Source organism: Alkaliphilus hydrothermalis, from assembly GCF_016908555.1.
GTDB lineage: Bacteria > Bacillota > Clostridia > Peptostreptococcales > Natronincolaceae > Alkaliphilus > Alkaliphilus hydrothermalis.
In genome coordinates this window covers 66,168-88,903 of sequence record NZ_JAFBEE010000012.1, presented here as the reverse complement: position 1 = coordinate 88,903, position 22,736 = coordinate 66,168, and the positions used below count along the sequence as shown (strand labels likewise).

At 35.4% G+C, this 22,736-nt stretch carries 24 protein-coding genes; 4 read left to right on the top strand and 20 right to left on the bottom strand.

Going from position 1 to position 22,736, the window contains the following annotated elements:
• Positions 1–271: 271 nt before the first annotated feature.
• The 11 genes from JOC73_RS09870 to JOC73_RS09820 all read right to left on the bottom strand — a co-directional run bounded on the left by JOC73_RS09870 (position 272) and on the right by JOC73_RS09820 (position 11,570).
• Positions 272–616: a hypothetical protein gene (locus tag JOC73_RS09870; protein ID WP_204402665.1), complete on the bottom strand. Its 345-nt coding sequence runs from the start codon at positions 614–616 to the stop codon at positions 272–274.
• 10 nt (positions 617–626) lie between these two features.
• Positions 627–1,511 (bottom strand): S8 family peptidase, encoded by an 885-nt coding sequence (locus tag JOC73_RS09865; protein WP_204402663.1) that lies wholly within the window; start codon positions 1,509–1,511, stop codon positions 627–629.
• Positions 1,512–1,581: 70 nt separating this feature from the next.
• Positions 1,582–3,312 (bottom strand): hypothetical protein, encoded by a 1,731-nt coding sequence (locus JOC73_RS09860; RefSeq protein ID WP_204402661.1) that lies wholly within the window; start codon positions 3,310–3,312, stop codon positions 1,582–1,584.
• Between the two features lie 489 nt (positions 3,313–3,801).
• Positions 3,802–4,011 (bottom strand): hypothetical protein, encoded by a 210-nt coding sequence (locus tag JOC73_RS09855; RefSeq protein ID WP_204402659.1) that lies wholly within the window; start codon positions 4,009–4,011, stop codon positions 3,802–3,804.
• 51 nt (positions 4,012–4,062) lie between these two features.
• Positions 4,063–5,691, bottom strand: a complete 1,629-nt coding sequence (gene groL, locus JOC73_RS09850; RefSeq protein ID WP_204402657.1) for a chaperonin GroEL — start codon at positions 5,689–5,691, stop codon at positions 4,063–4,065.
• Positions 5,692–5,802: 111 nt separating this feature from the next.
• Positions 5,803–6,087, bottom strand: a complete 285-nt coding sequence (gene groES / locus JOC73_RS09845) for a co-chaperone GroES (RefSeq protein ID WP_204402655.1) — start codon at positions 6,085–6,087, stop codon at positions 5,803–5,805.
• Between the two features lie 377 nt (positions 6,088–6,464).
• Positions 6,465–7,202, bottom strand: coding sequence for a DUF554 domain-containing protein (locus JOC73_RS09840; RefSeq protein WP_204402653.1), 738 nt, complete (start codon positions 7,200–7,202; stop codon positions 6,465–6,467).
• Positions 7,199–8,095, bottom strand: coding sequence for a DNA-3-methyladenine glycosylase family protein (locus JOC73_RS09835; protein WP_330613157.1), 897 nt, complete (start codon positions 8,093–8,095; stop codon positions 7,199–7,201). The genes JOC73_RS09840 and JOC73_RS09835 overlap by 4 nt, the downstream gene beginning before the upstream one ends.
• Positions 8,096–8,225: 130 nt before the next feature.
• The gene (locus tag JOC73_RS09830; protein ID WP_204402651.1) at positions 8,226–8,975 is read right to left on the bottom strand and encodes an SDR family oxidoreductase; all 750 of its coding nucleotides are present in this window, start codon (positions 8,973–8,975) and stop codon (positions 8,226–8,228) included.
• A gap of 261 nt (positions 8,976–9,236) precedes the next feature.
• Positions 9,237–10,490, bottom strand: a complete 1,254-nt coding sequence (locus JOC73_RS09825; protein ID WP_204402648.1) for a Glu/Leu/Phe/Val family dehydrogenase — start codon at positions 10,488–10,490, stop codon at positions 9,237–9,239.
• Between the two features lie 264 nt (positions 10,491–10,754).
• Positions 10,755–11,570 carry an Asp23/Gls24 family envelope stress response protein gene (locus JOC73_RS09820; RefSeq protein ID WP_204402646.1) on the bottom strand — a complete coding sequence of 272 codons (816 nt, stop codon included), beginning with the start codon at positions 11,568–11,570 and terminating at the stop codon, positions 10,755–10,757.
• A gap of 256 nt (positions 11,571–11,826) precedes the next feature.
• On the opposite strand from JOC73_RS09820, the gene JOC73_RS09815 reads away from it, so the two are divergent.
• On the top strand, positions 11,827–12,000 hold the full coding sequence (locus JOC73_RS09815; protein ID WP_204402644.1) for a DUF362 domain-containing protein: 174 nt from the start codon (positions 11,827–11,829) through the stop codon (positions 11,998–12,000).
• 81 nt (positions 12,001–12,081) lie between these two features.
• On the opposite strand, the gene JOC73_RS09810 is transcribed toward JOC73_RS09815, so the two are convergent.
• Both JOC73_RS09810 and JOC73_RS09805 read right to left on the bottom strand, forming a co-directional pair.
• Entirely contained in the window at positions 12,082–12,525 is a 444-nt protein-coding gene (locus tag JOC73_RS09810; protein ID WP_204402642.1) for a MarR family winged helix-turn-helix transcriptional regulator, read from the bottom strand.
• Between the two features lie 47 nt (positions 12,526–12,572).
• Entirely contained in the window at positions 12,573–13,220 is a 648-nt protein-coding gene (locus JOC73_RS09805; RefSeq protein ID WP_204402639.1) for a redox-sensing transcriptional repressor Rex, read from the bottom strand.
• Between the two features lie 537 nt (positions 13,221–13,757).
• Here JOC73_RS09805 and JOC73_RS09800 point away from each other — a divergent pair.
• Both JOC73_RS09800 and JOC73_RS09795 read left to right on the top strand, forming a co-directional pair.
• On the top strand, positions 13,758–15,686 hold the full coding sequence (locus tag JOC73_RS09800) for an ABC-F family ATP-binding cassette domain-containing protein (protein WP_204402636.1): 1,929 nt from the start codon (positions 13,758–13,760) through the stop codon (positions 15,684–15,686).
• Positions 15,687–15,751: 65 nt separating this feature from the next.
• A complete protein-coding gene (locus JOC73_RS09795) occupies positions 15,752–16,309 on the top strand; it encodes a biotin transporter BioY (RefSeq protein WP_204402634.1) in 558 nt (185 codons plus the stop codon).
• 383 nt (positions 16,310–16,692) lie between these two features.
• On the opposite strand, the gene JOC73_RS09790 is transcribed toward JOC73_RS09795, so the two are convergent.
• Together JOC73_RS09790 and tsaD are read right to left on the bottom strand one after the other, a co-directional pair.
• Positions 16,693–16,854 (bottom strand): hypothetical protein, encoded by a 162-nt coding sequence (locus JOC73_RS09790; protein ID WP_204402632.1) that lies wholly within the window; start codon positions 16,852–16,854, stop codon positions 16,693–16,695.
• Between the two features lie 108 nt (positions 16,855–16,962).
• Complete coding sequence (tsaD, locus tag JOC73_RS09785; RefSeq protein WP_204402673.1) at positions 16,963–17,967, bottom strand: tRNA (adenosine(37)-N6)-threonylcarbamoyltransferase complex transferase subunit TsaD; 1,005 nt, start codon at positions 17,965–17,967, stop codon at positions 16,963–16,965.
• Positions 17,968–18,147: 180 nt separating this feature from the next.
• Between tsaD and JOC73_RS09780 the strand changes: the two genes are divergently transcribed.
• Complete coding sequence (locus tag JOC73_RS09780) at positions 18,148–18,339, top strand: hypothetical protein (protein WP_204402629.1); 192 nt, start codon at positions 18,148–18,150, stop codon at positions 18,337–18,339.
• 50 nt (positions 18,340–18,389) lie between these two features.
• On the opposite strand, the gene JOC73_RS09775 is transcribed toward JOC73_RS09780, so the two are convergent.
• The 5 genes from JOC73_RS09775 to JOC73_RS09755 all read right to left on the bottom strand — a co-directional run bounded on the left by JOC73_RS09775 (position 18,390) and on the right by JOC73_RS09755 (position 22,642).
• Complete coding sequence (locus JOC73_RS09775) at positions 18,390–19,568, bottom strand: bactofilin family protein (protein ID WP_204402627.1); 1,179 nt, start codon at positions 19,566–19,568, stop codon at positions 18,390–18,392.
• A 3-nt stretch (positions 19,569–19,571) separates the two neighbouring features.
• The gene (locus JOC73_RS09770) at positions 19,572–20,480 is read right to left on the bottom strand and encodes a hypothetical protein (protein WP_204402625.1); all 909 of its coding nucleotides are present in this window, start codon (positions 20,478–20,480) and stop codon (positions 19,572–19,574) included.
• Entirely contained in the window at positions 20,453–21,076 is a 624-nt protein-coding gene (locus tag JOC73_RS09765) for an anti-sigma factor family protein (RefSeq protein WP_204402623.1), read from the bottom strand. The genes JOC73_RS09770 and JOC73_RS09765 overlap by 28 nt, the downstream gene beginning before the upstream one ends.
• Positions 21,049–21,624, bottom strand: coding sequence for an RNA polymerase sigma factor (locus JOC73_RS09760; protein ID WP_204402620.1), 576 nt, complete (start codon positions 21,622–21,624; stop codon positions 21,049–21,051). Before JOC73_RS09760 ends, JOC73_RS09765 begins: the two co-directional genes overlap by 28 nt.
• 352 nt (positions 21,625–21,976) lie before the next feature.
• Positions 21,977–22,642, bottom strand: coding sequence for an ATP-binding cassette domain-containing protein (locus JOC73_RS09755; RefSeq protein WP_204402618.1), 666 nt, complete (start codon positions 22,640–22,642; stop codon positions 21,977–21,979).
• Positions 22,643–22,736: the final 94 nt, after the last annotated feature.

Sequence of the window (22,736 nt, the reverse complement as noted above, 5' to 3'; positions counted from 1 at the left end):
TAGAAATGATCTGTGCCTCCGTAGGAATAAGTCTTCTACATGCTAAACCCTATACCCCTACATCAAAAGGGAAAATAGAGAGGTTTTTTAATACCTGAGTGTTGCTGCAAGTCTACGAGGGTCCACGTCTGCATAATTCTCTTCTCTATAGTATCTTCTTTATTATCTTGTGCAATATGCTTAACAATGTCTTTATGATTATAATATCAAAGGCTATCTGCCCCACTGGGAAGTTTATTTATATCTATTCTATAGACCTCCCTTACAAATACTATTTATTTTTCACAACATATTTATCTACTTCATTATAACGTATCTTTTCAATAATTTTGCCATTTTCAGCAAGTATAGCATACAAGAATAAATGTTCTCCCTCTTTAGTTTGAATAATTACTCTCCACACATCGTCCCAAGATCTATATGGTTCCTTTACATACCACGAATCCAATTTTATTGCCTCTGTATTAAATTTTTCTAACTGAGCAGATGATATTTCAAGCTCGGCATCTTGATATGCAATACTTATAGCTTCTTTTTCTGATATACTATTGTTGACACAAGCCAATAAGTTGAACAAGATAAATAATAGAATTACGCTACAAATTATCTTTTTCATAATACCTCCATTAATTTTCAAGATTTTTTATTGCATTTTTTATATCCAATAACCCATAACCATAATATTTATCTACCCCTTTAGCTCCTAGATCCTTAGCACTGGACTGTAGAATATTTTTTATTTCCATTGGAGTTAGTGTATTATCTATAGATTTTAGTATTGCAGCTGCTGCTGTTACTTGTGCTACAGAATAGCTAGTACCTGTAGTAATTCCTTTGCTCGTTTCAATATCTTCTCCCAGTGCAACAAGAATTAAATGTTCTCCAAAGCTAGAAAAATTAGATTTTAATCTATTTTTATTTATTGATCCTACCCAAATAACAGGTAAATTGTTTAGTAAAGTGCCCTCTATTTGAGTACCGTCATTTCCTACGGAGGCAACTATTAACACATCTTTTTGACTTGCGTACTCAATAGCCTCTACAATATCATTATTTACACTTTTCATAGCTATGCTTAAGTTTATAATATTTGCTCCATTATCTACAGCCCACTTTATTCCCTCTGGTATAAACTTATCTTTTGTATTGCCATAATCATCAAAAACTTTTACGGGTAGCACTTTTATATGTTCATTATGAATCATTACTTCATTAACAACATCGAAGATTATATCCGTGATTATAGTTCCATGCCCCAGCTTATCGATAGGTGGCTCTTCTGTGTTTATAATATTTCTACCTTTTATTAATAACCTATCATTGTAATTATAAATATCTACACCACTATCAATTATACTAACGATGGTTTTACTTCTACTATTTTTTACATCTACTGGTCTAGCATTTATTATATCAAATAAAGTTTCTGTTTTACGTACATTAGTAGACGCTATATAAGTAAGTCCAACAGCTAGTATTCCCATTATAATTAAAATATAGTGTTTTTTCATTCCAACACCTCGCTTCCAAATATTATTAAAAATGCAGGGAAAATACTTATCCCTGCATCCTTATTGTAATTTATAGACGTTCACCCGTTACTGCATCAATTAATATCGGTATATTATTATTAATTTCTATTTTCCATGCTGGTTTGAAATTAGTAATATTATCATCGTTAATATCAGGAGATTGATAGACAAGTTCTATATTAGATATTGCTACTTCTTTTGGTAAGTTCCACTTAATATTCTTCTGATTTTTTAATTTAGATAAAGCTACTTCAACATTTATATGATTTCTACTTTCTCCGAACTCTTCTAAATCATGCCATAAAAACTGTAGGTGATTAACACCACTCTCTCCAACTTCAACTATTATTCCTTCGCCATTTATACTTGATATTTCTGTCCCGTTATAGTAATGACTAAATATAACTGAATACTCCATTACTTCTTCTTCTAAAAATTCCTCACGATCTGATGTCATGGTTGCTCTTGTAACCTTATACACATCTTTTACTTTTGCATCTCTTGGTAAAAGACCATTAACCTTTAAAAATTGTTTTGCCTTTTCTACTGCTACTTCTTCGTTAAAACTCACTTTTTGTGCGTCTTCTATACTCTTGCTCTTATCCCTAAATATTAATCCGCCATTTTTTAATATTTTTACTTCCTTATTTTTATTATTGATGATATGATTACCTTCTTCATCGTATCTCTCAACTCGTAAATCATGAGTTCCTCCTATCAGCCTTTCTGCAATTGCACTTCTATTGATATCTATCGGTGATACTTTTAAATTTTTTAATGATTTATTATTCGGAATATAAGTATTTAACAATTTAAACTTGGTTTTTTCTGATTCTATACTTGTTGGTAAGTCTTGATTACTACTACTTGCAAGAGAAAAATCATTTGAAACTAAAGATATTGGAATAGCAGAAGACGTCCCCGACTTCTGATATAGATCAAATGTATATGCACCAGTTGTATTTGCAGTTAAGCCAGTCCAAAATCCTGGTAAATAGTCACCTGCATTACCTCTATGTACAAGACTCGCCCATGTTATTGATACAATTGAAGTATTAGCATTTTTCCATGAATTTAAAATTGTCTCAGGCTTTCCAGTGTAGTAGCTAATTTCTGTTGCATTATTAAAAAAACTATTAACAATAGAACTATCGTTGTTGTCTCCAGGTGCACTTCCATAGTATCCTAAAATTCCATGTACCCTATTAGTACCTAGCATAGTTTTTGCCCAAAGTTGAGCTGTATTTTCATTATTATAGAAGTTGCCTCTTCCTTGTGTACCATAGTTTAACTGTCCACATCCAGCTATAAATACCCACTTTAGATTTGTGTTCCATTTAGACCATGTTGTATACGAATCTTTTTTAGCAGTATTGATTTCATTAGTACTATAGTACGAACCATCTTTCATGCTCGCATTTGATTCAGCTGAAATACTACTTATTGTTGATCCATCAATAGGATTACTAATCGTGAGCTCTGTATCACTATATCCATGTCCCGATAGATATAAAAAAGCGCTATTACTAGCATTGATTATATCAGATGCAGTTGGTCTATTACTAGAATTGTGTGTAGTTTTATAACTATGTCTAGTATAGAATAAGTTATCCATATGATACACAAACCTTTGTGCATCATAATCACCATATTCACCTAGGTAAAATGCCGAATAGGTTTTGTTTGTGTTGGCAAAAACATTGTTTGGTAAAACAACTAAACTCAAAACAATGGATAAAATCAATAAATTAAACATACGTTTCTTTTTTATTTTATTCATTTTTAACACCCTCTCTTTTATATAGTATACTATATTGCTCTTAAATTTTACTATATGATTCATAATTTATCAAAGTTTTTTCACCGCAAATTTTTACAAAACATACTAGAATAAAACACCTGCCTCTAATAGATGTTTCATCATAGTATTTACCTGTATATAGTACTTCCTGATATAAGATGTCGTTACCATACACCACCTCACAGCTCTTGCCAACCTCTCCCCTACTTCTGGCTATATATATTCATACGCAACACTATACATACTAACATAAGGAAACATCACTTAATAGCCTTCCAGAAATAGAAGGATGGAAACCTATACAAATTTGAATCTAAATTTTGTAGGTACAGTACAAAGAATCTATTAAAATTAATAAAACCGAGTCAATATAATAGTTACTTGGACTCGGTTTTATTATTCAACTAGCTCTTTTAGACATAGAAATAGGACTAACTAATATAATAGTCAGTCCTATTTTTATGTGTATTACTCGTTTTCTATTTTCTCTTTTTCTATTATCTTTTTCGAATCGTTTACCAATTCATTGAAAGCTTTAGCATCTTCTAATTGATAATCTTGCATTAAATCAACAATAGCATTATTTGCGCTATTTGTGATATCTTCATAACCTTCTTCCGCAAGCCTATCCATTAGATTGTCATATAATTGATCCATTCGGTCCTTAAATTCACCCATTTTCTCAACTCCCAATATTCAAATCCTTACATTCACTTTTCAAGAATGATCTTACATCATTCCCATGCCACCCATTCCGCCTGGCATACCACCAGCTGGCTCATCTTCTTTAATGTCTACAATCGCACTTTCAGTCGTTAACAACATAGCAGATACAGAAGCTGCGTTTTGTAAAGCTGATCTAGTTACCTTAGTTGGGTCAACGATACCTGCTGCAATCATATCCACATATTTTTCGTTTAGAGCATCGAATCCTACTCCTACTTCTGCATTCATTACCTTCTCAACGATTACAGATCCTTCTAATCCTGCATTAGCAGCAATTTGTCTTACTGGCTCTTCTAATGCTCTTCTGATGATCTTAACCCCTGTCTTTTCGTCGCCTTCAGTAGTCTCTAATAACGCCTCTACTGCTGAGATCACGTTGATTAATGCTGTACCACCACCAGCTACGATTCCTTCTTCTACTGCTGCTCTAGTAGCGTTAAGAGCATCTTCTATTCTTAGCTTTCTTTCCTTAAGCTCTGTCTCAGTAGCAGCTCCAACTTCGATTACAGCTACTCCACCAGATAACTTCGCTAATCTTTCAGAAAGCTTTTCTTTATCAAAATCGGATGTTGTTTCTTCTAACTGTGCACGTAATTGGTGTACTCTATCCTTGATGGCCTTTTCGTCTCCAGCACCTTCAACGATAGTCGTATTTTCCTTATCTACTTTAACAGTTCTAGCTGTTCCCAACATGTCCATAGTAGCAGTCTTTAATTCATAACCTAATTCTTCAGAGATCACAGTTGCACCTGTTAGGATAGCAATATCCTGTAACATAGCCTTTCTTCTGTCGCCGAAACCTGGGGCCTTCACAGCTACACACTCAAAGGTACCTCTTAATTTATTAACAACGATTGTTGCTAATGCTTCACCTTCGATATCTTCAGCGATGATTAATAGCTTCTTACCTTGTTGAACGATTTTCTCAAGGACTGGTAGGATTTCTTGGATGCTGCTGATTTTCTTATCTGTGATTAAGATGTATGGATCATTTAATACAGCTTCCATTTTTTCAGTATCAGTTACCATGTATGGAGATAAGTACCCTCTATCAAATTGCATACCTTCTACAACAGATAAAGTAGTTCCCATAGATTTAGATTCTTCGATGGAGATTACGCCATCCTTACCTACCTTTTCCATTGCACTAGCAATTAATTGACCGATTTCTTCTTCACCAGCAGAAATAGCTCCTACTTGAGCAATGGCTTCTTGGCTTTCGATTGGCTTAGAAATCTTCTTTAATTCAGCTACAGCTGCATCAACTGATTTTTGAATACCTTTTCTTAAAATCATTGGGTTTGCACCAGCTGCAACGTTTTTAATACCTTCACGGATGATTGCTTGTGCTAATAAAGTAGCAGTAGTCGTACCGTCTCCAGCCACATCATTAGTCTTTGTAGCGACTTCCTTAACTAATTGTGCTCCCATATTTTCAAATGTATCTTCCAACTCGATTTCTCTAGCAATGGTAACACCATCGTTTGTAATTAATGGAGAACCGAACTTCTTATCAATTACAACATTTCTTCCCTTTGGTCCTAATGTAACTTTTACTGCATCCGCTAACTTATTTACACCCGCTTCTAACGAACGACGAGCTTCTTCTCCAAACTTAATCTCTTTAGCCATGAAAAATACCTCCTTAACGATTTTGTAGTATGTTTTTCTGTTTCTTTTTTTATAATTTTTAATAACTCTTTATTTTCTTTTAATTCATTAAGTAATCTCTAGTCAAAGAGCCTATTCTACGATCGCTAGAATATCATTTTGTCTTAAGATGGTATATTCAACTCCATCATGCTTTACTTCTGTACCAGCATATTTAGAGAATATTACTCGATCTCCAACTTTAACTTCCATTATTACTTCTTTACCTTCAATCATCCCACCTGGTCCAACAGCCATTACCTCAGCCATTTGTGGTTGTTCCTTTGCACTACCAGGTAGCACGATTCCACTTTTCGTTTTTTCTTCTGCTTCTAATCTCTTGATTACAACTCTGTCACCTAAAGGTTTAATGTTCATGAAATTAACCTCCTTAAATTTTTTATTTATTTTTTCAAGCTTATTTTGCAATTTGTTAGCACTCATAATTAATGAGTGCTAATTACATTTATAATGTTATATAAAAGTAATAGACCTAGCAAATGCCTCTACAGGTTAATATATCCTTTCTAAGCAGTTTATAATCAATTAGAGACGTTTTTTTTGTTATTTCACTTATTTTCTAATTATTTTACACTCTCCTGAAGGATACCATTAAAAATGTACTAAAGTCAAAGCAAATCATCATAAAGGTTATGCCTAAGCACCTTTCTATAGAGTATCCACCACAATATAGTTCCCCAATAACAGAAAAAATCCCCAATAGAAGAGGATTTCTTTTTAAAGTATACTGTCTATTAAAACAGGCCACCGACTAAACTGAACAAACCATCAACTAACTCCATCATCTTCTGTAGATACGGCTGAACAAACGGGAAAAAAATCGGTAAGAATACGGCTGGTATCATGTTTCCAACCTTAATCTTTTTGATCTCTAATACATTACTGGAGATCCCCATAATCAATAGTCCCCCGATAGCAGACATTTCAGCAATTACCCCAGCAGTTAAAAAGTCCTTAATAAAGGTGGCAGAGAGGGTTATGATTCCTTGATAAATGAATACCGCAGCAGCCGACATAGCAACGCCTATTCCTAAAGTAGAGGCAAATATAATAGCAGAAACCCCGTCAATCAAAGATTTAGCATATAGGGTCTCATGATTTCCTGTTAATCCACTCTCTAATGAACCAACAATCGCCATAGCCCCTACGCAGTAAATCAAACTGGCAATGACAAATCCCTTGGCAATTGTCCCTTCGCCTTTACTAAACTTCTTTTCTAAAAACTTCCCCGTCTTTTCAAGCTTGTCCTCTATAGCTAAAGCCTCTCCGATAATACTCCCCAGCACGAGGCTAAAAATCATCAATAAAATGTTTTGACTTTTTAACGCCCCAGATAGTCCAATGACAAATACACTTAGACCTAATCCCTGCATGATTGTTGTTTTATAGCTATCAGGAATCCCTTTTCTTAAAAGAATTCCTAAAACCCCACCTACTGCTATTGCTACAGCATTAACAATTGTACCCATCATTCTTTCTTGTCCCCCTTACCAATCCCTAGTTCTCTTCCATAATAGAATAGATATTGCTGGGCGTATCCAGCATGTTGTCCAAACTTTTCCTTTGCAAATCGCTGTATTTCACCTCCTGGGGTTTCTATTTTAAAGTAAAAATGCTCCATCAATCTTTTCACCCAAACATCTATCGGAAAAGCCTCTAGCTTCCCTAAAGAAAAGAAGGCAATACAGTTTGCAACCTTTGGTCCTACTCCCTTTAATTCTAAGAGTTTTTTGTGATAATCCCCTTCTTTGGGATTTAGGAAATCCTCCATTTGCAAATTCCTTTCAGCAAATTCTTGGGCTGTCCCAATGATATAGGCTGCTCTATATCCCGTATTGCAATCCATTACTTCTTCTTTTGTCAGTTTTGCCAACACCTCTGGCCTAGGAAAAGAATAATATTTCTTACCTTCATAAGTGCCGATCAGGTCCCCGTATCTTTCGCTAAGAAGATTGACTATTTTTTTAATTCTTGGAATGTTATTATTTGCAGAGATAATAAAGGAAACGATGGTTTCCCATAATTCTTGTCTCAGTATACGAATTCCCCCACCAAATTCAGTGGCCTCCATCATGACAGGGTCTTCTTTAATAAGTCTAGATTTTATGTCTGTATAGTTTGTAGATAAGTCAAAATATTCTGTCCAAATATTTTGAAAATCCTTCAGGTTAGTATTATCGAAAACAATTTTGTTATCTTCTTTTTTTACATTTAGTATCCTATTATATGCCACACCAGTATAGCTACCATCCCTCGCTTGATCCCAGCGAAAGCATTGTCCACATTCAAAGACATGTTTAGGTTCAAAATCTACCGCTCCCTCTAAGATTACCTTGTTGTCCATTTCTAGTAAGTTCAGCTTCATGATAACCCCTTTCTCTCTCGAATCCTTCTACTATGCTGGCAAATACCCAGCCTTCAATCCTCTATCTATCATAACATAATTTGTCGAATAAGAGTATAAAATATCCTTCGAGTTCCGCCAACCCAAAGCTCTACCCTTCATAAATCATCTTCTTCGTCATGCCACCATCTACTGTAAAGTTGCTACCAGTAATAAAAGCAGCCTCAGGCGATGTTAAATATAGACATAAACTTGCCACATCTTCTGGCTTTCCCACCCTCCCCACAGGATGTTGCTGATGATCAACAGGTCTTAAATCCTCATAATCTCTCAAATCTATCCAGCCCGGGCTGATGGAGTTGACCCTTATGCCATACTGCCCCAAGGATACTGCCAGCCCATGGGTTAAGGCTATGACACCTCCCTTTGATGCTGTATAGGCTTCTGTAAAGGCTTCCGACATAAAGGCCCTTGTTGAAGCTATATTAATGATGTTTCCCCTCTTCTGTAGCTTCATGATGGTGCCGCAATGTTTTGCACATAAAAAACTTCCCGTTAAATTAATACCTATGATCTTATTCCAAGTCTCCAGTGACATCTCCAAAGGATTTTCTTCATAAAAGGATATAGCAGCATTGTTAATCAATGTATCGATTCCTTCATATAATCTGATGGTTTCCGATACCATATATTTAACATCCGATTCCTTTGAAACATCGGTCTTAATGAAGGTTGCATCATATCCTAGACTCCTCATATCCTCCTCCACTTTTCCACCAGTCGCTTCATTGACCTCAGCAATAACCACCTTTGCCCCTAGTTTTCCATATGCCATTGCAATACTTCTACCTATTCCTTGTCCTGCACCAGTGACAACGACTCTTTCCTCAAGATAAGTCATTTTTTCCTCCTCCTTTTAAACTACTCCATCTTCATATGCAGTACTTATTCGCCTTACTCCCTATAAATCCTCTTATGCAAATTAATTATGTATTGCTAGTTTATAGCTTCTTTAGAAATTTTTGTATTTAACCCAATAAAAAAATCTAAAGATAAAATTTCTTTAGATTTTTTTATTGGATGCAAATCATTTTAATAACCGAATTATTTGCATAAAAAAATCGGGCTATTAACCCGATTTTTTATCTATCTAAAATTTAGATTAGTACCATCCTCTAAACTTCATAGCAACTGCAATTCTCTTGATTGACATCATGTAAGCAGCTGTTCTCATGTCCACACCGTGCTCTTCTTTTAAAGACCAAATTTCATCAAAAGCTTTAACCATTAATTGCTCTTGCTTAGTTTGTACTTCCTCGAAAGACCAAGTATATCTCATTAAGTTTTGTACCCACTCGAAGTAAGATACAGTAACTCCACCAGCATTAGCTAAGATATCAGGAATTACGATAATTCCTTTTCCGTGTAATACCTTATCAGCTTCTGGAGTTGTAGGTCCGTTAGCACCTTCACTTACGATTTTAGCTTTAATTTGGTCTACGTTCTTAGAAGTAATTTGGTTTTCTAAAGCACAAGGCATTAAGATATCACAATCAACTGTAAGAACTTCGTTTCTATCTAATTCTTGAGTTGCTCCTGGGAATCCTTTAACTTTTTTGTTAGTAGCAACATAAGCCATTAATTCTTTAATATCTAAACCATTTTCGTTGTAGATGCAAACAGAAGAGTCAGAAACAGCGATCACTTTAGATCCCATTTCTTGCATATAAAGACCTGCATAGCTTCCTACGTTACCAAATCCTTGAATTGCTACAGTAGCACCTTCTAATGGTAAACCAATTCTCTTAGCAGCGTCTCTAGCCATGATGGCAACACCAAATCCTGTAGCTTCAGTTCTTCCTAAAGATCCGTAGAAATCTACTGGCTTTCCAGTAAATACGCCTGGCTCAAATCTACCAGTTGCTTTTTCATACTCGTCCACAAACCAAGCCATGATTTGTCCATTTGTGTTAACGTCTGGTGCTGGAATATCTTTTCTCTCACCGATGATTGGAGAAATTGCTCTAGCGAATCCCCTTGATAATCTTTCTAATTCACCTTGAGATAACTCAGAAGGATTTACAGTGATTCCACCTTTACCTCCACCGTAAGGAATACCAACTACTCCACACTTGAAAGTCATCCAAGTAGAAAGCGCCTTAACTTCATCTCTTGTTACGTCATGATGGAATCTGATTCCACCTTTGAAAGGACCTACAGCATCATTGTGTTGAGATCTGTAACCGATGAAAGACTTAACAGTTCCATCATCCATCTTAACTGGAATAGAAACTTCTAATACTCTTTGTGGGTTTTTTAAGATTTCATACACTGGTTGTTCTGTACCTAACTTGTCACAAGCTGTTTTAACCTGTAACTGAGCAATCTCAAACGGATTTAGAGTTTTTTCAGACATTATAATACCCTCCTAAAATATGTGTTTTGAGTTAATATAAAAGAACAAATCTATTCTAAGAAGAAAAGTTCTCCTTAAAAACGTTTTCAGTGAAATATTTTTCAATAGTCTCCCATTAAAAAATTTTTAAGTATCAACTTTGCCAATCTGTAGGAAGTGTGCAGAATCAATGGTTCTAAACCGATTATGTAGTAATAAAACTTGACCCCTTCCACTTACATTTGCATTATATCACATTAATATTCAAATTGTAAACAAATAAACCTAAGGTACGACAAGGTTTTTAAGAAAAACATTTATCGATAAAATGTTAAGGGAAGTCATGCCTTCTACCTCACTGTTAACACTGGTTTGCACAGCTTCTAATAAACCCTTGATGGAATAACCGTAAATTGCTATTAGTTCGATTTCAATAACAATCCCACCTGTTAAAGTCTTAATATCAATATCACTAATTTTATGCACTCCTTCTATTTTTAAAGTAGAGTATTGAACTAAGTCCCTTACAACACGGTCTGATATTGTATATCTTCCCATGTAGCTAAAGGTGGGTCTAACTACCGATTTCTCATCAAATTCTTGACGATTGCTCTTTCCAAAATTTCTTAGTACCTTCAATGGATTTAAGAAATATCCTGAAAAATCCTTTTTTATTTCAAATGTGGGTACAGGGATGACATGTTTTCCTTCCTGCATTCTACATTTCCTCGCTACCTGGATATCATCCTCTGAAGAAATATCATGAATATAAAATCTATCGTTTATTTCACCTAGATCTAAACGTTTTGCAATGGTATTTACCATTTTATCAGAGGTACCTAAAAGTAAAATGGCCTTTGGATTCTCTGCTTCTAAAATCTCCTTGACCTGATTTCTATGCTCTTCTTTAAGAAACAGGGCCCTCTTGACCGCTGCCATTTTTGATTTTTCCCGCTTAGCTGAAGAACCTCCTAGCAATTTATTACCTTTGATTAAAAGTCCATCATCTATGATATAAGCAATCTTTTTTTTCTTTGCTAAAGAAATGGATTGGTAGCTTTTTCCTGTACCACTAGGACCAACTAGAGCATAAACTTTCATGCAACATCCTCCTGCTTAGGTTTTTGATTCTATTGTACCACACTTAAAATAGTTTGCCATAAGCTCTCCGATATTATGAAAAAAATCTCCACGTACTCTGTTATAAATATATACAATGAAAATCATTATATATTGAATGTTTTATAAAAAAAAATGTGTTTTTTTATGTTCAAAACTTTCAATGTTGGTATAATATTTTTATGAAGAAATTACAAATTCTATAAAAATTAATTTAAAGAACGAGGAGGAAATTAAAATGGCATATGTAATTAATGACGCTTGTATCAGTTGTGGGGCTTGTGAGCCAGAATGTCCAGTTGATGTTATCTCTGCAGGAGACAGCATCTATGTAATTGACCAAGATGGTTGCATCGATTGTGGAGCCTGTGCAAATGTTTGTCCAGTTGACGCTCCAGTACCAGCTGAATAAATAAAATACAGAAGGAATTAGAGACTGAAATTTTTCAGTCTCTTTTTTATGAAAAAAAAATAACCATTTGATTGGCTATTTTTATGGTGTATGATTATTCCTTCTTAACATATCCAGTTTTACAAGAAATTTTAGTATAGCCTTTTCTTCATTAAAGGTAAAGTCATTCAACAACGATAAAAGGAGTTCTTTTTCCGTTAAAAGAATTTGCTCAAAACTTAATTTTCCCTTATCTGTTAATAGTAGTACTTGAGCCCTTTTGTCCTCCTTTGCCCTTCTCTTAATCACATAATTTTGACTTTGGAGTCTATTGATGAAGGTTCCAAAGATATTCCTATCTAAATTAAGTTCTTCTATTAGATCGGCCATTTTCTTTTCTTGCTGGTCCCCTAGGGCTTTTAGAATCAGTATTTCCGTCAAGGATAATGTATCCCCATTATTCTTGATGCCCTTTTTATCCATAAGTAGTATTTGTTGAATTAACATCTCGGAATACTGTTGAATTTGCATATAATAATTTCTCATTTTACCACCCAATACTCCCTTATAAAAATACGGATAGGCGTTTCTACCTACCCCTGAAGGTTCTCTTTTTCATTTAAAAGATACGATAGAATAAATAAACTCTCACTCAAATGTACATTTTCAACAATAATTTCCTTTGGAACTTTAATATCTACTGGAGCAAAATTCCAAATTCCCTTTACATTTGAATCGGCTAAACGCTCCGCTACTTCCTGAGCCACTTCCTTTGGTGTACAAATAATTCCAATTTCCACCTTGTTTTTACTAATATATTCTTCTAAGTAATCTAAATCTAATATATCTATGTCTCTTATCTTCATTCCTATCAGTTTTGGGTTAATATCAAATAATCCCATTAATTTGAATCCATATTTAATAAAACTTGGATAATTTGCAATAGCCTGCCCTAAGTTACCTGCTCCAATAATGACAGTTGTATAGGTCTTGTTTAACCCTAATATCTTGCCTATTTCTTGATAAAGCTCCTCCACGTTATATCCGTATCCCTGTTGTCCAAAGCCCCCAAAGCAATTAAGATCTTGTCTAATTTGAGATGCTGTAAAGCCAATCAATTTACTTAATTCTCTTGACGAAATTCGATATACTTCCTTCTCCAATAAATCCTTTAAGTATCTATGATATTTGGGTAGTCTTCGAATTACTGCCATAGAAACATTAGAAAAGTCTCTGTTCATATAAATCCTCCTTTTCGATAATAGTTCTCAAGCCTGCTAACATCAATTTTAAATTTAGTTCTGCTACATCTTTCTATTGCTTCCATACGATTTCCCATGTTTTTTTAGTATGTCATGTTCTTATATTTATACAATGATTACTTTATAGAGGATCTCTATAAATATCTACAATTATCCATAATATAAACTTATAACCAAGTCTTTAATTTATTTTAGATATAATTATAACAATCAATTAAATTATTGTCAATTAATTAATCCCTCTACAACCCAGTGTATATCAAGTATTTGTTAATAACAAGTGTCCACAATCACAGCACTTTTTTTATTATTATCTAACTAATGATGATTAATTACTCATTTCCGTATAGATATTATTTTACCCTCATTTATATTGATAAATAGTTTGAATTGCGTTAATTTTACCCTTCGTTTTCATTTGAATTAATTACTTATATTAGTTTACTTCCTCCCTTTATCCTTCTTCTCTTTTTTGATAAAATAGATATATTCAGGCTTTTTGTTAGGAGGAAAATTATGATTATATTATCATGTAATCAACTAACCAAATATTTTGGTATTGATCTAATATTAAGAGACATTACCTTTAGTATTAATAACGGAGAAAAGGTAGGTTTGGTGGGGGTGAATGGGGCTGGTAAATCTACCTTATTTAAAATCCTTTGTGGGCAACTGACCTACGATGAAGGGGACCTCTTCATTGCAAAATCCACGGCGCTTGGCTATCTTGAGCAAAGTAGTCTATTATCGGAAGGAAATGATGTATACCATGAGGCATTAATTGTGTTTTCTCATTTAATAGAGATGGAAGAACGCCTTCGTTCTTTAGAGCTATTGATTGCAGAGAAAAGCCAAAGGGCTGCTTCTGCTGCTGAGTTACAAAAAATTATGGATGAATACGCAGCCTTAACAGACGAGTTTGAAAAGAACAATGGCTATGCTTTCCGTAGCGAGGTCAAAGGAGTCCTCAAGGGGTTAGGCTTTAAGGATGAAGAATTCTCTCAGCCTGTTCAACTGTTGAGTGGTGGAGAGAAAACCCGTTTGTCTTTGGTCAAGCTCTTACTCTCCAAACCCGACATTCTATTGCTAGATGAGCCCACCAATCATCTTGATATTGAGGCGGTTGTATGGCTGGAGGGATTTCTCAAGGATTATAATGGTACAGTTTTGATGATTTCCCACGATCGTTACTTTCTAGATCAAACTGTGACTCGTATCCTCGAAATTGAAAATCATGAATGCAACAGTTATAACGGAAACTATTCAACCTTTATAGAAAAAAAGAAAGTCCTTCGAGAGCAACAGGTAAAGGCTTATCAACAACAGCAAAAAGAGATTGAAAGACAAGAGGATATCATCCGACGATTGAAACAGCATGGTACTGAAAAGCTGATTAAGCGGGCTAGAAGTAGAGAAAAGCAATTGAGTAAGGTTGAAGAATTGGAGTTGCCTCAACTCAACCAAAAGAGGGCTAAAATTAGATTTGAAACTCAAGTAAAGAGTGGTAATGATGTCCTATCTGTTAAGGAGTTAGCAAAGTCCTTTGATGGTCATCAATTGTTTGAGGGGCTATCCTTTGATGTCTATAGGGGGGAAAAGGTTGCTTTAATTGGTCCAAATGGTATTGGTAAATCAACCCTTATGAAGATGATTTTGAAGGAAACACCGATTACCAGTGGAGAAATCATTGTAGGTCATAATGTTGACCCTGCCTACTATGATCAGGAACAAAAGTCTTTGAATAACGGTAATCTCGTAATCGATGAAATTCGTGACCTACTTCCCACGACAACTGATACGGAAATTAGAACTTTATTAGGTTCCTTCTTGTTCCATGACGAAGAGGTATTCAAGTCAATTTCTAATCTAAGTGGTGGAGAAAAAGCTAGACTATCTCTTTTAAAGCTATTTTTATCTAAGGCAAATCTGTTATTACTGGACGAGCCTACTAACCACCTTGATATTTTGGCTAAAGAAGTTTTGGAGGAGGCACTGGAAACCTACGACGGTACAGTATTTCTCATCTCCCATGATCGTTACTTCTTAAATCGTATCACCACAAAGGTAATCGAGCTTAATCCCTCTGGCTGTGATATTTTCCTTGGAAACTATGATTATTATCTTTATAAAAAGAAGGAACAGGAATTTAATAGTATTGAAGAACCAATAGAGGAGAAAACCAAGACTCAAATCAAAGAGGAACGACGTAAAGAAAAGGAAGAAAAAAGCCGTCAAAGGGAACTAGTAAAAAGACGAAAAAAAATCGAAACAGATATTATGGAAATGGAGGAGCAGGTATTGGAGCTTGAAGCCCTCATGTGCCAAGAAGAAATCTACTCCAATCCCGAAAAAAGCCGTAATGTTCAACTTCAAGTAGGTAGTTTGAAGGAGCAAATCAATCTCCTTTATGAAGAGTGGGAAAATGCTATTGACATTTCTTCTTAGACAGGTTAAACTGTTTTTGTTAACCAAACAACCTTCCAAGGTTGACGAAAGGAGATAATGTTTAAATGAAACTATCTACCAGAAACATGACTTTAGTAGCTTTATTCGCTGCCATCACCGCCGTATGTTCCCAAATAGCCATACCCTTACCCTTTTCACCGGTACCCTTTACACTTCAAGTAGTAGCAGTATGCTTAGCAGGTGGTATTTTAGGAAGTAAGCTAGGGGGCTTAGCATTAATCGTTTATATTCTAATGGGGGCTGCTGGAATGCCAGTATTTGCTCAGTTTAAAGGTGGCCTTCAGGTATTAGTAGGCCCAACTGGTGGGTTCCTGTTCTCTTTTCCCATCGCAGCCTTCCTAATTGGTTTTGTTATGGAAAGAAAGAATTCCTTAGTGACTTCTATTGCTTCTATGATGTTTGCTTTAATTCTTATATACGGCTTAGGGTTTGTTCAATTTAAGTTCGTTACTGCTATGGGTTGGGAAAAATCATTCTACTTAGTAGTTGCACCTTATGTTGTACCTGATATTATTAAAATTATTCTTACTTCTGCAGTGGTGCTCAGTGTAAATCGTTCTTTAGAAAGAAATAATCTAAAACCAAAATTACAGAAAATTTAGTTAAATTATAACAAAGTATCATTGTGGATAATTATGAACCCAGGCTAGGAAACGACGCTTCCCTGCAGCCTGGGTTTTGTTTTGACATTTTTCTATGTATTTAGTATTTATGTCAACAGTATTATGTTAAATTCAGCAGGATGCTCCATCATACTCACAATAGATATCATTTTTGTCCACATTTATCCACAGCGCCATCCACAGATTCCACAAGTTTATCCCCAGGCTATGTTGGGATTATCAGTTTTCTTCACAGTTATTCCACATTATCCACATTTATTGCACTTTTACCCTGTGAATAGTTTGATAAAATTTTGTTGATAAAAATACCCCACTCCAACATAATATTGGATGGGGAATTAATTAACATAATTCTTATGTAATTATACTTGCAGCGTTCTTTTTAACTCCTTTATTAAGGCTTCGTTTTCCTGGTTCTTAGCTAATAGAGCGTCAATAACACCGTGCATATTGTCGATTAAACTCAACAAATCACTTCTGCTCAAATCCGTATCAACTTTTCTCATCCATGATAATAACTCCATTATATATCCCCCTCCGTGGTAGATTATTTTCGATTTGATTATATCATAGATGAGAACGGTAATTATACAAGTAATAATATGAAGTATGCCTAACAATTACCAATATTGTTAATATCGTTGTCCAATTTTAAGGTTTGGCATTGCATTTAAATGCATGTCTGATCTTAGACCTTTAATATAGTCATAATATCCTACGCAACCAATCATAGCGGCATTGTCTGTACATAATTTGAGGGAAGGATATTTTAGCTGAATTCCCCTCTTCTTACATTCTTCCCCTAAGAGCTCCCTTAGTCCGCTATTGGCTGCTACACCCCCTGCCAAAACAACGGTATTAATGCCTCTTTCTTTAGCACAGGCTAATGTCTTTTCTGTCAGCACCTCGATTACTGACTGTTGAAAACTAGCTGCTACATCGGCAGTATGAATTTCATTCCCCTTCATCTTTTGACTATTTAGATAGTTCAAGACTGCAGATTTCAATCCACTAAAGCTAAAGTCATAGCTCCCCTCCTCCAAAAGTGCCTTTGGGAAGGTAATTGCTTTGTTATTACCTATTTTCGCTAATCTATCAATCTCTGGTCCACCGGGATAGCCTAGTCCTAATGCCCTAGCCACTTTGTCAAAGGCCTCTCCTGAAGCATCGTCTCTTGTTCTACCTATTACTTCATATTCTCCATAGTCCTTCATATAAACTAAATGGGTATGTCCACCAGAAACAATTAAAGCAATGAAGGGTGGTTCTAAATCCTTATGCTCAATAAAGTTGGCATAAATATGTCCCTCAATATGATTAACTCCATTTAGAGGAATACCTCGAGCAAAGGCGATTGCTTTTGCTGCTGACAAACCCACTAACAAAGCACCCACTAATCCTGGTCCATAGGTTACGGCTATGTGGGTGATGTCATCAAATGTAACCCCTGCTTCCCTTAAGGCATCTTCTATTACCTGATTAATATTCTCAATATGTTTTCGTGATGCTACCTCTGGCACTACTCCCCCAAATTTCTGGTGTTGCAGAATTTGAGAAGCAATGATATTCGTTAAAACATTACGGCCATTTCTCAATATACTGACAGAAGTTTCGTCACAACTACTCTCGATAGCCATTGTTATCACGTCTTCTGTTGTTTGGTTTTTAGTCGTCAAATTAGTCCTCTCCTGTTCTTAGTATTATTTTTCTATTATATCATTTATCTCTTAAATTGGATATTTTATATCAATTAAGCAATTATTTGAATAACTATTTCTCTGTAAAAAGTAAATACTATTATAGAAGGAGTTGATCTTATGTCTAATAAAAATAGTTTTGAAAGAGATCAGCAATTGCCAGCCATCAATCGTGTACAACCCCATAACTACAATGTCATGCCTGATGGTATGTTGGAGGCTATTTCCCCCACCGATTTAGCTCTGATGGCAATCCTGAAGGATGCTCCAAAAATTTTAACAGAGGAGCAGAACAACAACAAAAATCGATAGCCTAGGCTATCGATTTTAATTTCCCCAAAACCCCTTTTATTTATAGATGTCTATTTTTCAGGCAATATTGGATTTTCTAATGATGGTTTTCCCTTCTGATAATACTCCTTCATCATCATCAACGTTACACCAAGCCCGATAATCGTAACTGTTATTCCACCAATGAAGGAGAAGTAAGGAATCAACAATAAAGTTTCAATTAAAAGACTTCCGATAACAAAGGCAACATATGGTCGTTTTTCATCCCGTAGGATTTTCACTCCTAGCCATAACGCCACTGGTACTTGAGTCAAGTATATTAGTATCCCATATGCCATCAGTATTAAAGCACTAAAAGGAATTCCGATTATGGTAAAGACTAATGTTATCGCCACAACTGGAGTTGCAACCAGCACCCCTAGCCCAAGACCTATACTAGGAAGTGGCTTTTCTTCAATGAGTTTTGCCGCCCTTTGATAAGGCTTTTTAAATAACCTAATCAATAACAATCCAATTAGTAGCTGTGCTATGGCGAAAAGTATTTTGGCTACGTTCATTAAAATTCTTAGTTGATTCTTCATTTCATCAAATCCTGCTTCAATTTCTGTTCTTGTGGAGGGTTGGTAGATGATTTTACCCTTTACCCTAGCAGGATCAATATCCATTTCTTTATTCCCGATATAGGTAAGATTTCCCTCTACTAATGCCTCTGGCGATAGTTCAATACTATCCACATATAGTTTTACGTTCCCTTTTATCCTTCCACTAATGATAGCTTTTCCAGCTCCACCAATAATGTCGCCTCCCACAAATCCTTTTAAGTTTAAGTCTCCGGCAAACACATGGATACTGCCATCTATTATGCCTTCTTCCTCCAACAGTACACTGGCTGCAAACATGGAGGCATTGCGATTTACTTCTCCAGCGATTCTGATATCATCAGCCACCAGTCTTAAGTCGCCCTTTACAACACCTTCAACAGTAATGTCAGCAGCAGCAGAGATTAAGTCCCCTTGGATAGTTCCCTCCTGATTTACATCGTTGGCAGCTGCAATCAGATCTCCCACTACCGTTCCTTTGTTTGATAACCGATTTGCTCCCCTAATCAGATCCCCATCAACAATTTGATTTTCTAAAATATTTACATTACTATCTTCGTAATCCATTCCATATACAATTAATCCCCCTAGCATAGTCATTACTATTACAAGGAATAATATCTTTGATTTCCTTTTCAATAAATTCAACATTTTCTACACCCCTTTCGGTCTATTGATGCTACTTCCATCCCCTAGACGACTATCAACAATCTCGCCTATTCCAATGAATTTAAAAATTAGGGTGAATACCTTACCTATCAATGTTGCCTCTAGAAGCACATAGATTAATGTCCCCATTAACAACTCCATCATAACACTCCATTGCCTTTGTAGACGTTGAGCTATTTTTCTACCGATTGCTATTTTTGCAACAGTATTGCCTAGGAACTCTAATATTGAAAGTGCTGGAATCAACAGGACAATCAATGGTGCTCCGATTACCGTCATGGCAAGAACTGCCATTCCAACAAATGTTCCAAATACCACCAACAGACCAATGAAGAATTTCTTGCCTGATTCTTGATGTACGCCTGTTGCCATGCAATCAAATCTCTCCTTAAATATTAACACTGCTACTACCGAGAACCCAAAGGCGAATAACTGCTTAATCAATATAAAAAATAATAGTATCATGAATAGCATTGATAAGGGAGGTACTCCTACTGGTGCAAAGCCTAAAACACTTACCTCTTGACCTCTGATGGCACCATAATTATGGATTCCATACCCCAATACAGCCACACCATCGCCAGATATTTCCCCCGAAGAACCTACTGTAATGCCCCCGAAGACTGAAATCGTATCTCCATAGACTTTTCCATCAACGTTGATTCTACCAAATATAGCTACTGTATCCCCCATAACATTGCCTTGGATATCTACATCTCCAAATATACTCACTACACTACCTCTAACTTGAGTGTTGGCAGGAATATTTATTTCTCTAAAAAAACTAACAACTTCCCCTCTAGTATTAACCCCTACTGCCATGGCGGCGGCGGTGGTCAATAGGATAAAAACAAAAGATAAAATAATTATTTTTCTAAATCTACTTCTTTCCATCTCATATCCCCTCCATGAATTTTTAACAATCCCATCAACGTTCCTTTGATTAGCTTTAATAATACTAATAATACAGCTAAACTAAATCCATAGCTAAAAAGAAAATTGAGTGGACTCCATGAAACAAGCTCCAGCATAAACTGAGCAATCCTAAGGGGATATCTAATAAAAACGCTATAACCCCCTAAAATAATCTTCTGTAGTAAGTTATTAGCTATGTTCATCTGTTGAAGCACTTTTAAAACATTACCAATCAAAGTTCCTAAACTCCCATGGCTATTCTCCTGAGTAAACAGCGTTGCAAAGGTAGTATAAATCCCTATACAAACAAGAATCGGACTCAGAATTACCCTCTGTTTTGTCGGTGAACTATATAAGCTATGATCAATGAAATCCATAATTTTATTTTCAAAATCTGAAGATGGCTCATATAATGGCATCTCTTCAATAAGTCCGATCATTTCTGTAAAAACTTCAAACTCCTCTTGACATAAACTACAGGACTTCATATGGTTTTGGAGGTGGGCCCATTCTTCATGTGTAATTGTTCCATCTACATAGCTCATGATTAAAGCTGAACTTGTTTTGCAGTCCATTGTGCTCCCTCCTCCTTGATATTGATTAATTTCTCCTTTAATAAACTTCTTCCTCTATGGAGTCTATTTTTCACCTTTGTCATTGGTAGATTAACACTGTCGGCGATTTCCTTATAGCTTAATCCATATTGATGGTACAACACAATTAATGTTCGATAGTCTGCAGGCAACTGATTAATGGCTTCTTGGATTAAGTCCTTGTTGTGATGATGAAAATATACAGCCTCTGCACTGGCTCCTTCTTGCTTTGTTGCAATTTCTTCTTCTAAGGGGAGGGTCTCCACTTTCTTTTTCCTTAAATAATCTATTGTGGTGTTGGTGGCAATCTTTAGTATCCAAGTGGAAAATTTGTAGCTGGGGTCATATTTTCCTAGATAGTTATAGGTTTTTATAAATGCCTCTTGAGAAAGATCCTCTGCCTCCTCATGATTCTTCAGCATCCGATAACATAGGGAGTAGACTGCTTTTTTGTACCGTCCAACAAGCTCTCGGAACAATTCGCTATTTCCCTGTACAATCAACTGTATAATCTCCCAATCCGACATCATCAATCCACCACCTCTTTTCCCTATACTTTATTTACGTATGGTTTATAAAAAAGTTTATGCTTTTAACTTTTTTATTTAAAACTTCTTTATATTTACTTCTTTAGATTTTTAGTTATTTCTTCTTTACGCATTATATCAAAACAATCAAAACAAAGTCATCATAAAAAATACCCCAGCTCTTCTAGATTAATCGTTGGAAGCTATTAAACGTCCATAGATGCTGAGGTTTGTTGTATTATCTTAGTTTTGGAGCTAAGTCTTCCTTCGAAAGATTTAATTAATGACTTATGTTGAAGCTCATTTACGAAAGAGTTCTCTTTTATATTAACTTAATGTAGAGCTTTCCTATTCGTTATAAAATAATTTCCTGATCTCCATACTTTAAGTGATTTAAGTTTTCTGTTATCATAATTACTATTATTCCTTTTGCAGTTAAATTCTCAATCCATCCCTTTACAATCTTAATCTCCTTCTCATTTAAGTCTACAAATGGGTCCTGGCCACATATAATCTTTGGCTCTACTACAGCAGCCTTAGCCAGTCTTACCAGTAGTTTTTGAAGGAGGGATAATTGTGTGATGGGCAAATCACGAAAGTCCTTCAAATCCAACAGGTCCAATGTTGCCCCAATCATACGCTTTCCTTTAGTGGGATAGATTCCACTAGTCTTTAATTGAAGTTGTAGGTTTTTTTCTACAGTATACCCCTCCATAAGAAAGTTTGTATCAGAAAAATTGATGACTTCTTTTTTTCTTAGGTGGGCCATTTCCCTTTGGCTGAATGTGCTGACATCTTTTCCTTTAAGAAAATACTGTCCTTCCACTCCCTTGACTTTTCCATTAAGGATTCCCAAAACATCCTGTTTCTTGTCCCCAGCATTGCTAAAAATCATAATGCACTGGGGCTCTTCTATGGTTAATTGAAATTTCTTTATCAATAGCTTTAGCAAAACTACATCTCCTTTAATATAATTTTCCCCATATAATCCTCCAGTTACTCCACAATCCTTGTTAAGCAATTGAGTAGTTTGGTACCCTTACCCCTACAATTTTATCATACTTACTAAACTTAGATAAATAAAAAGTTCCTACAAGCAAATGGCTGTCCATAGG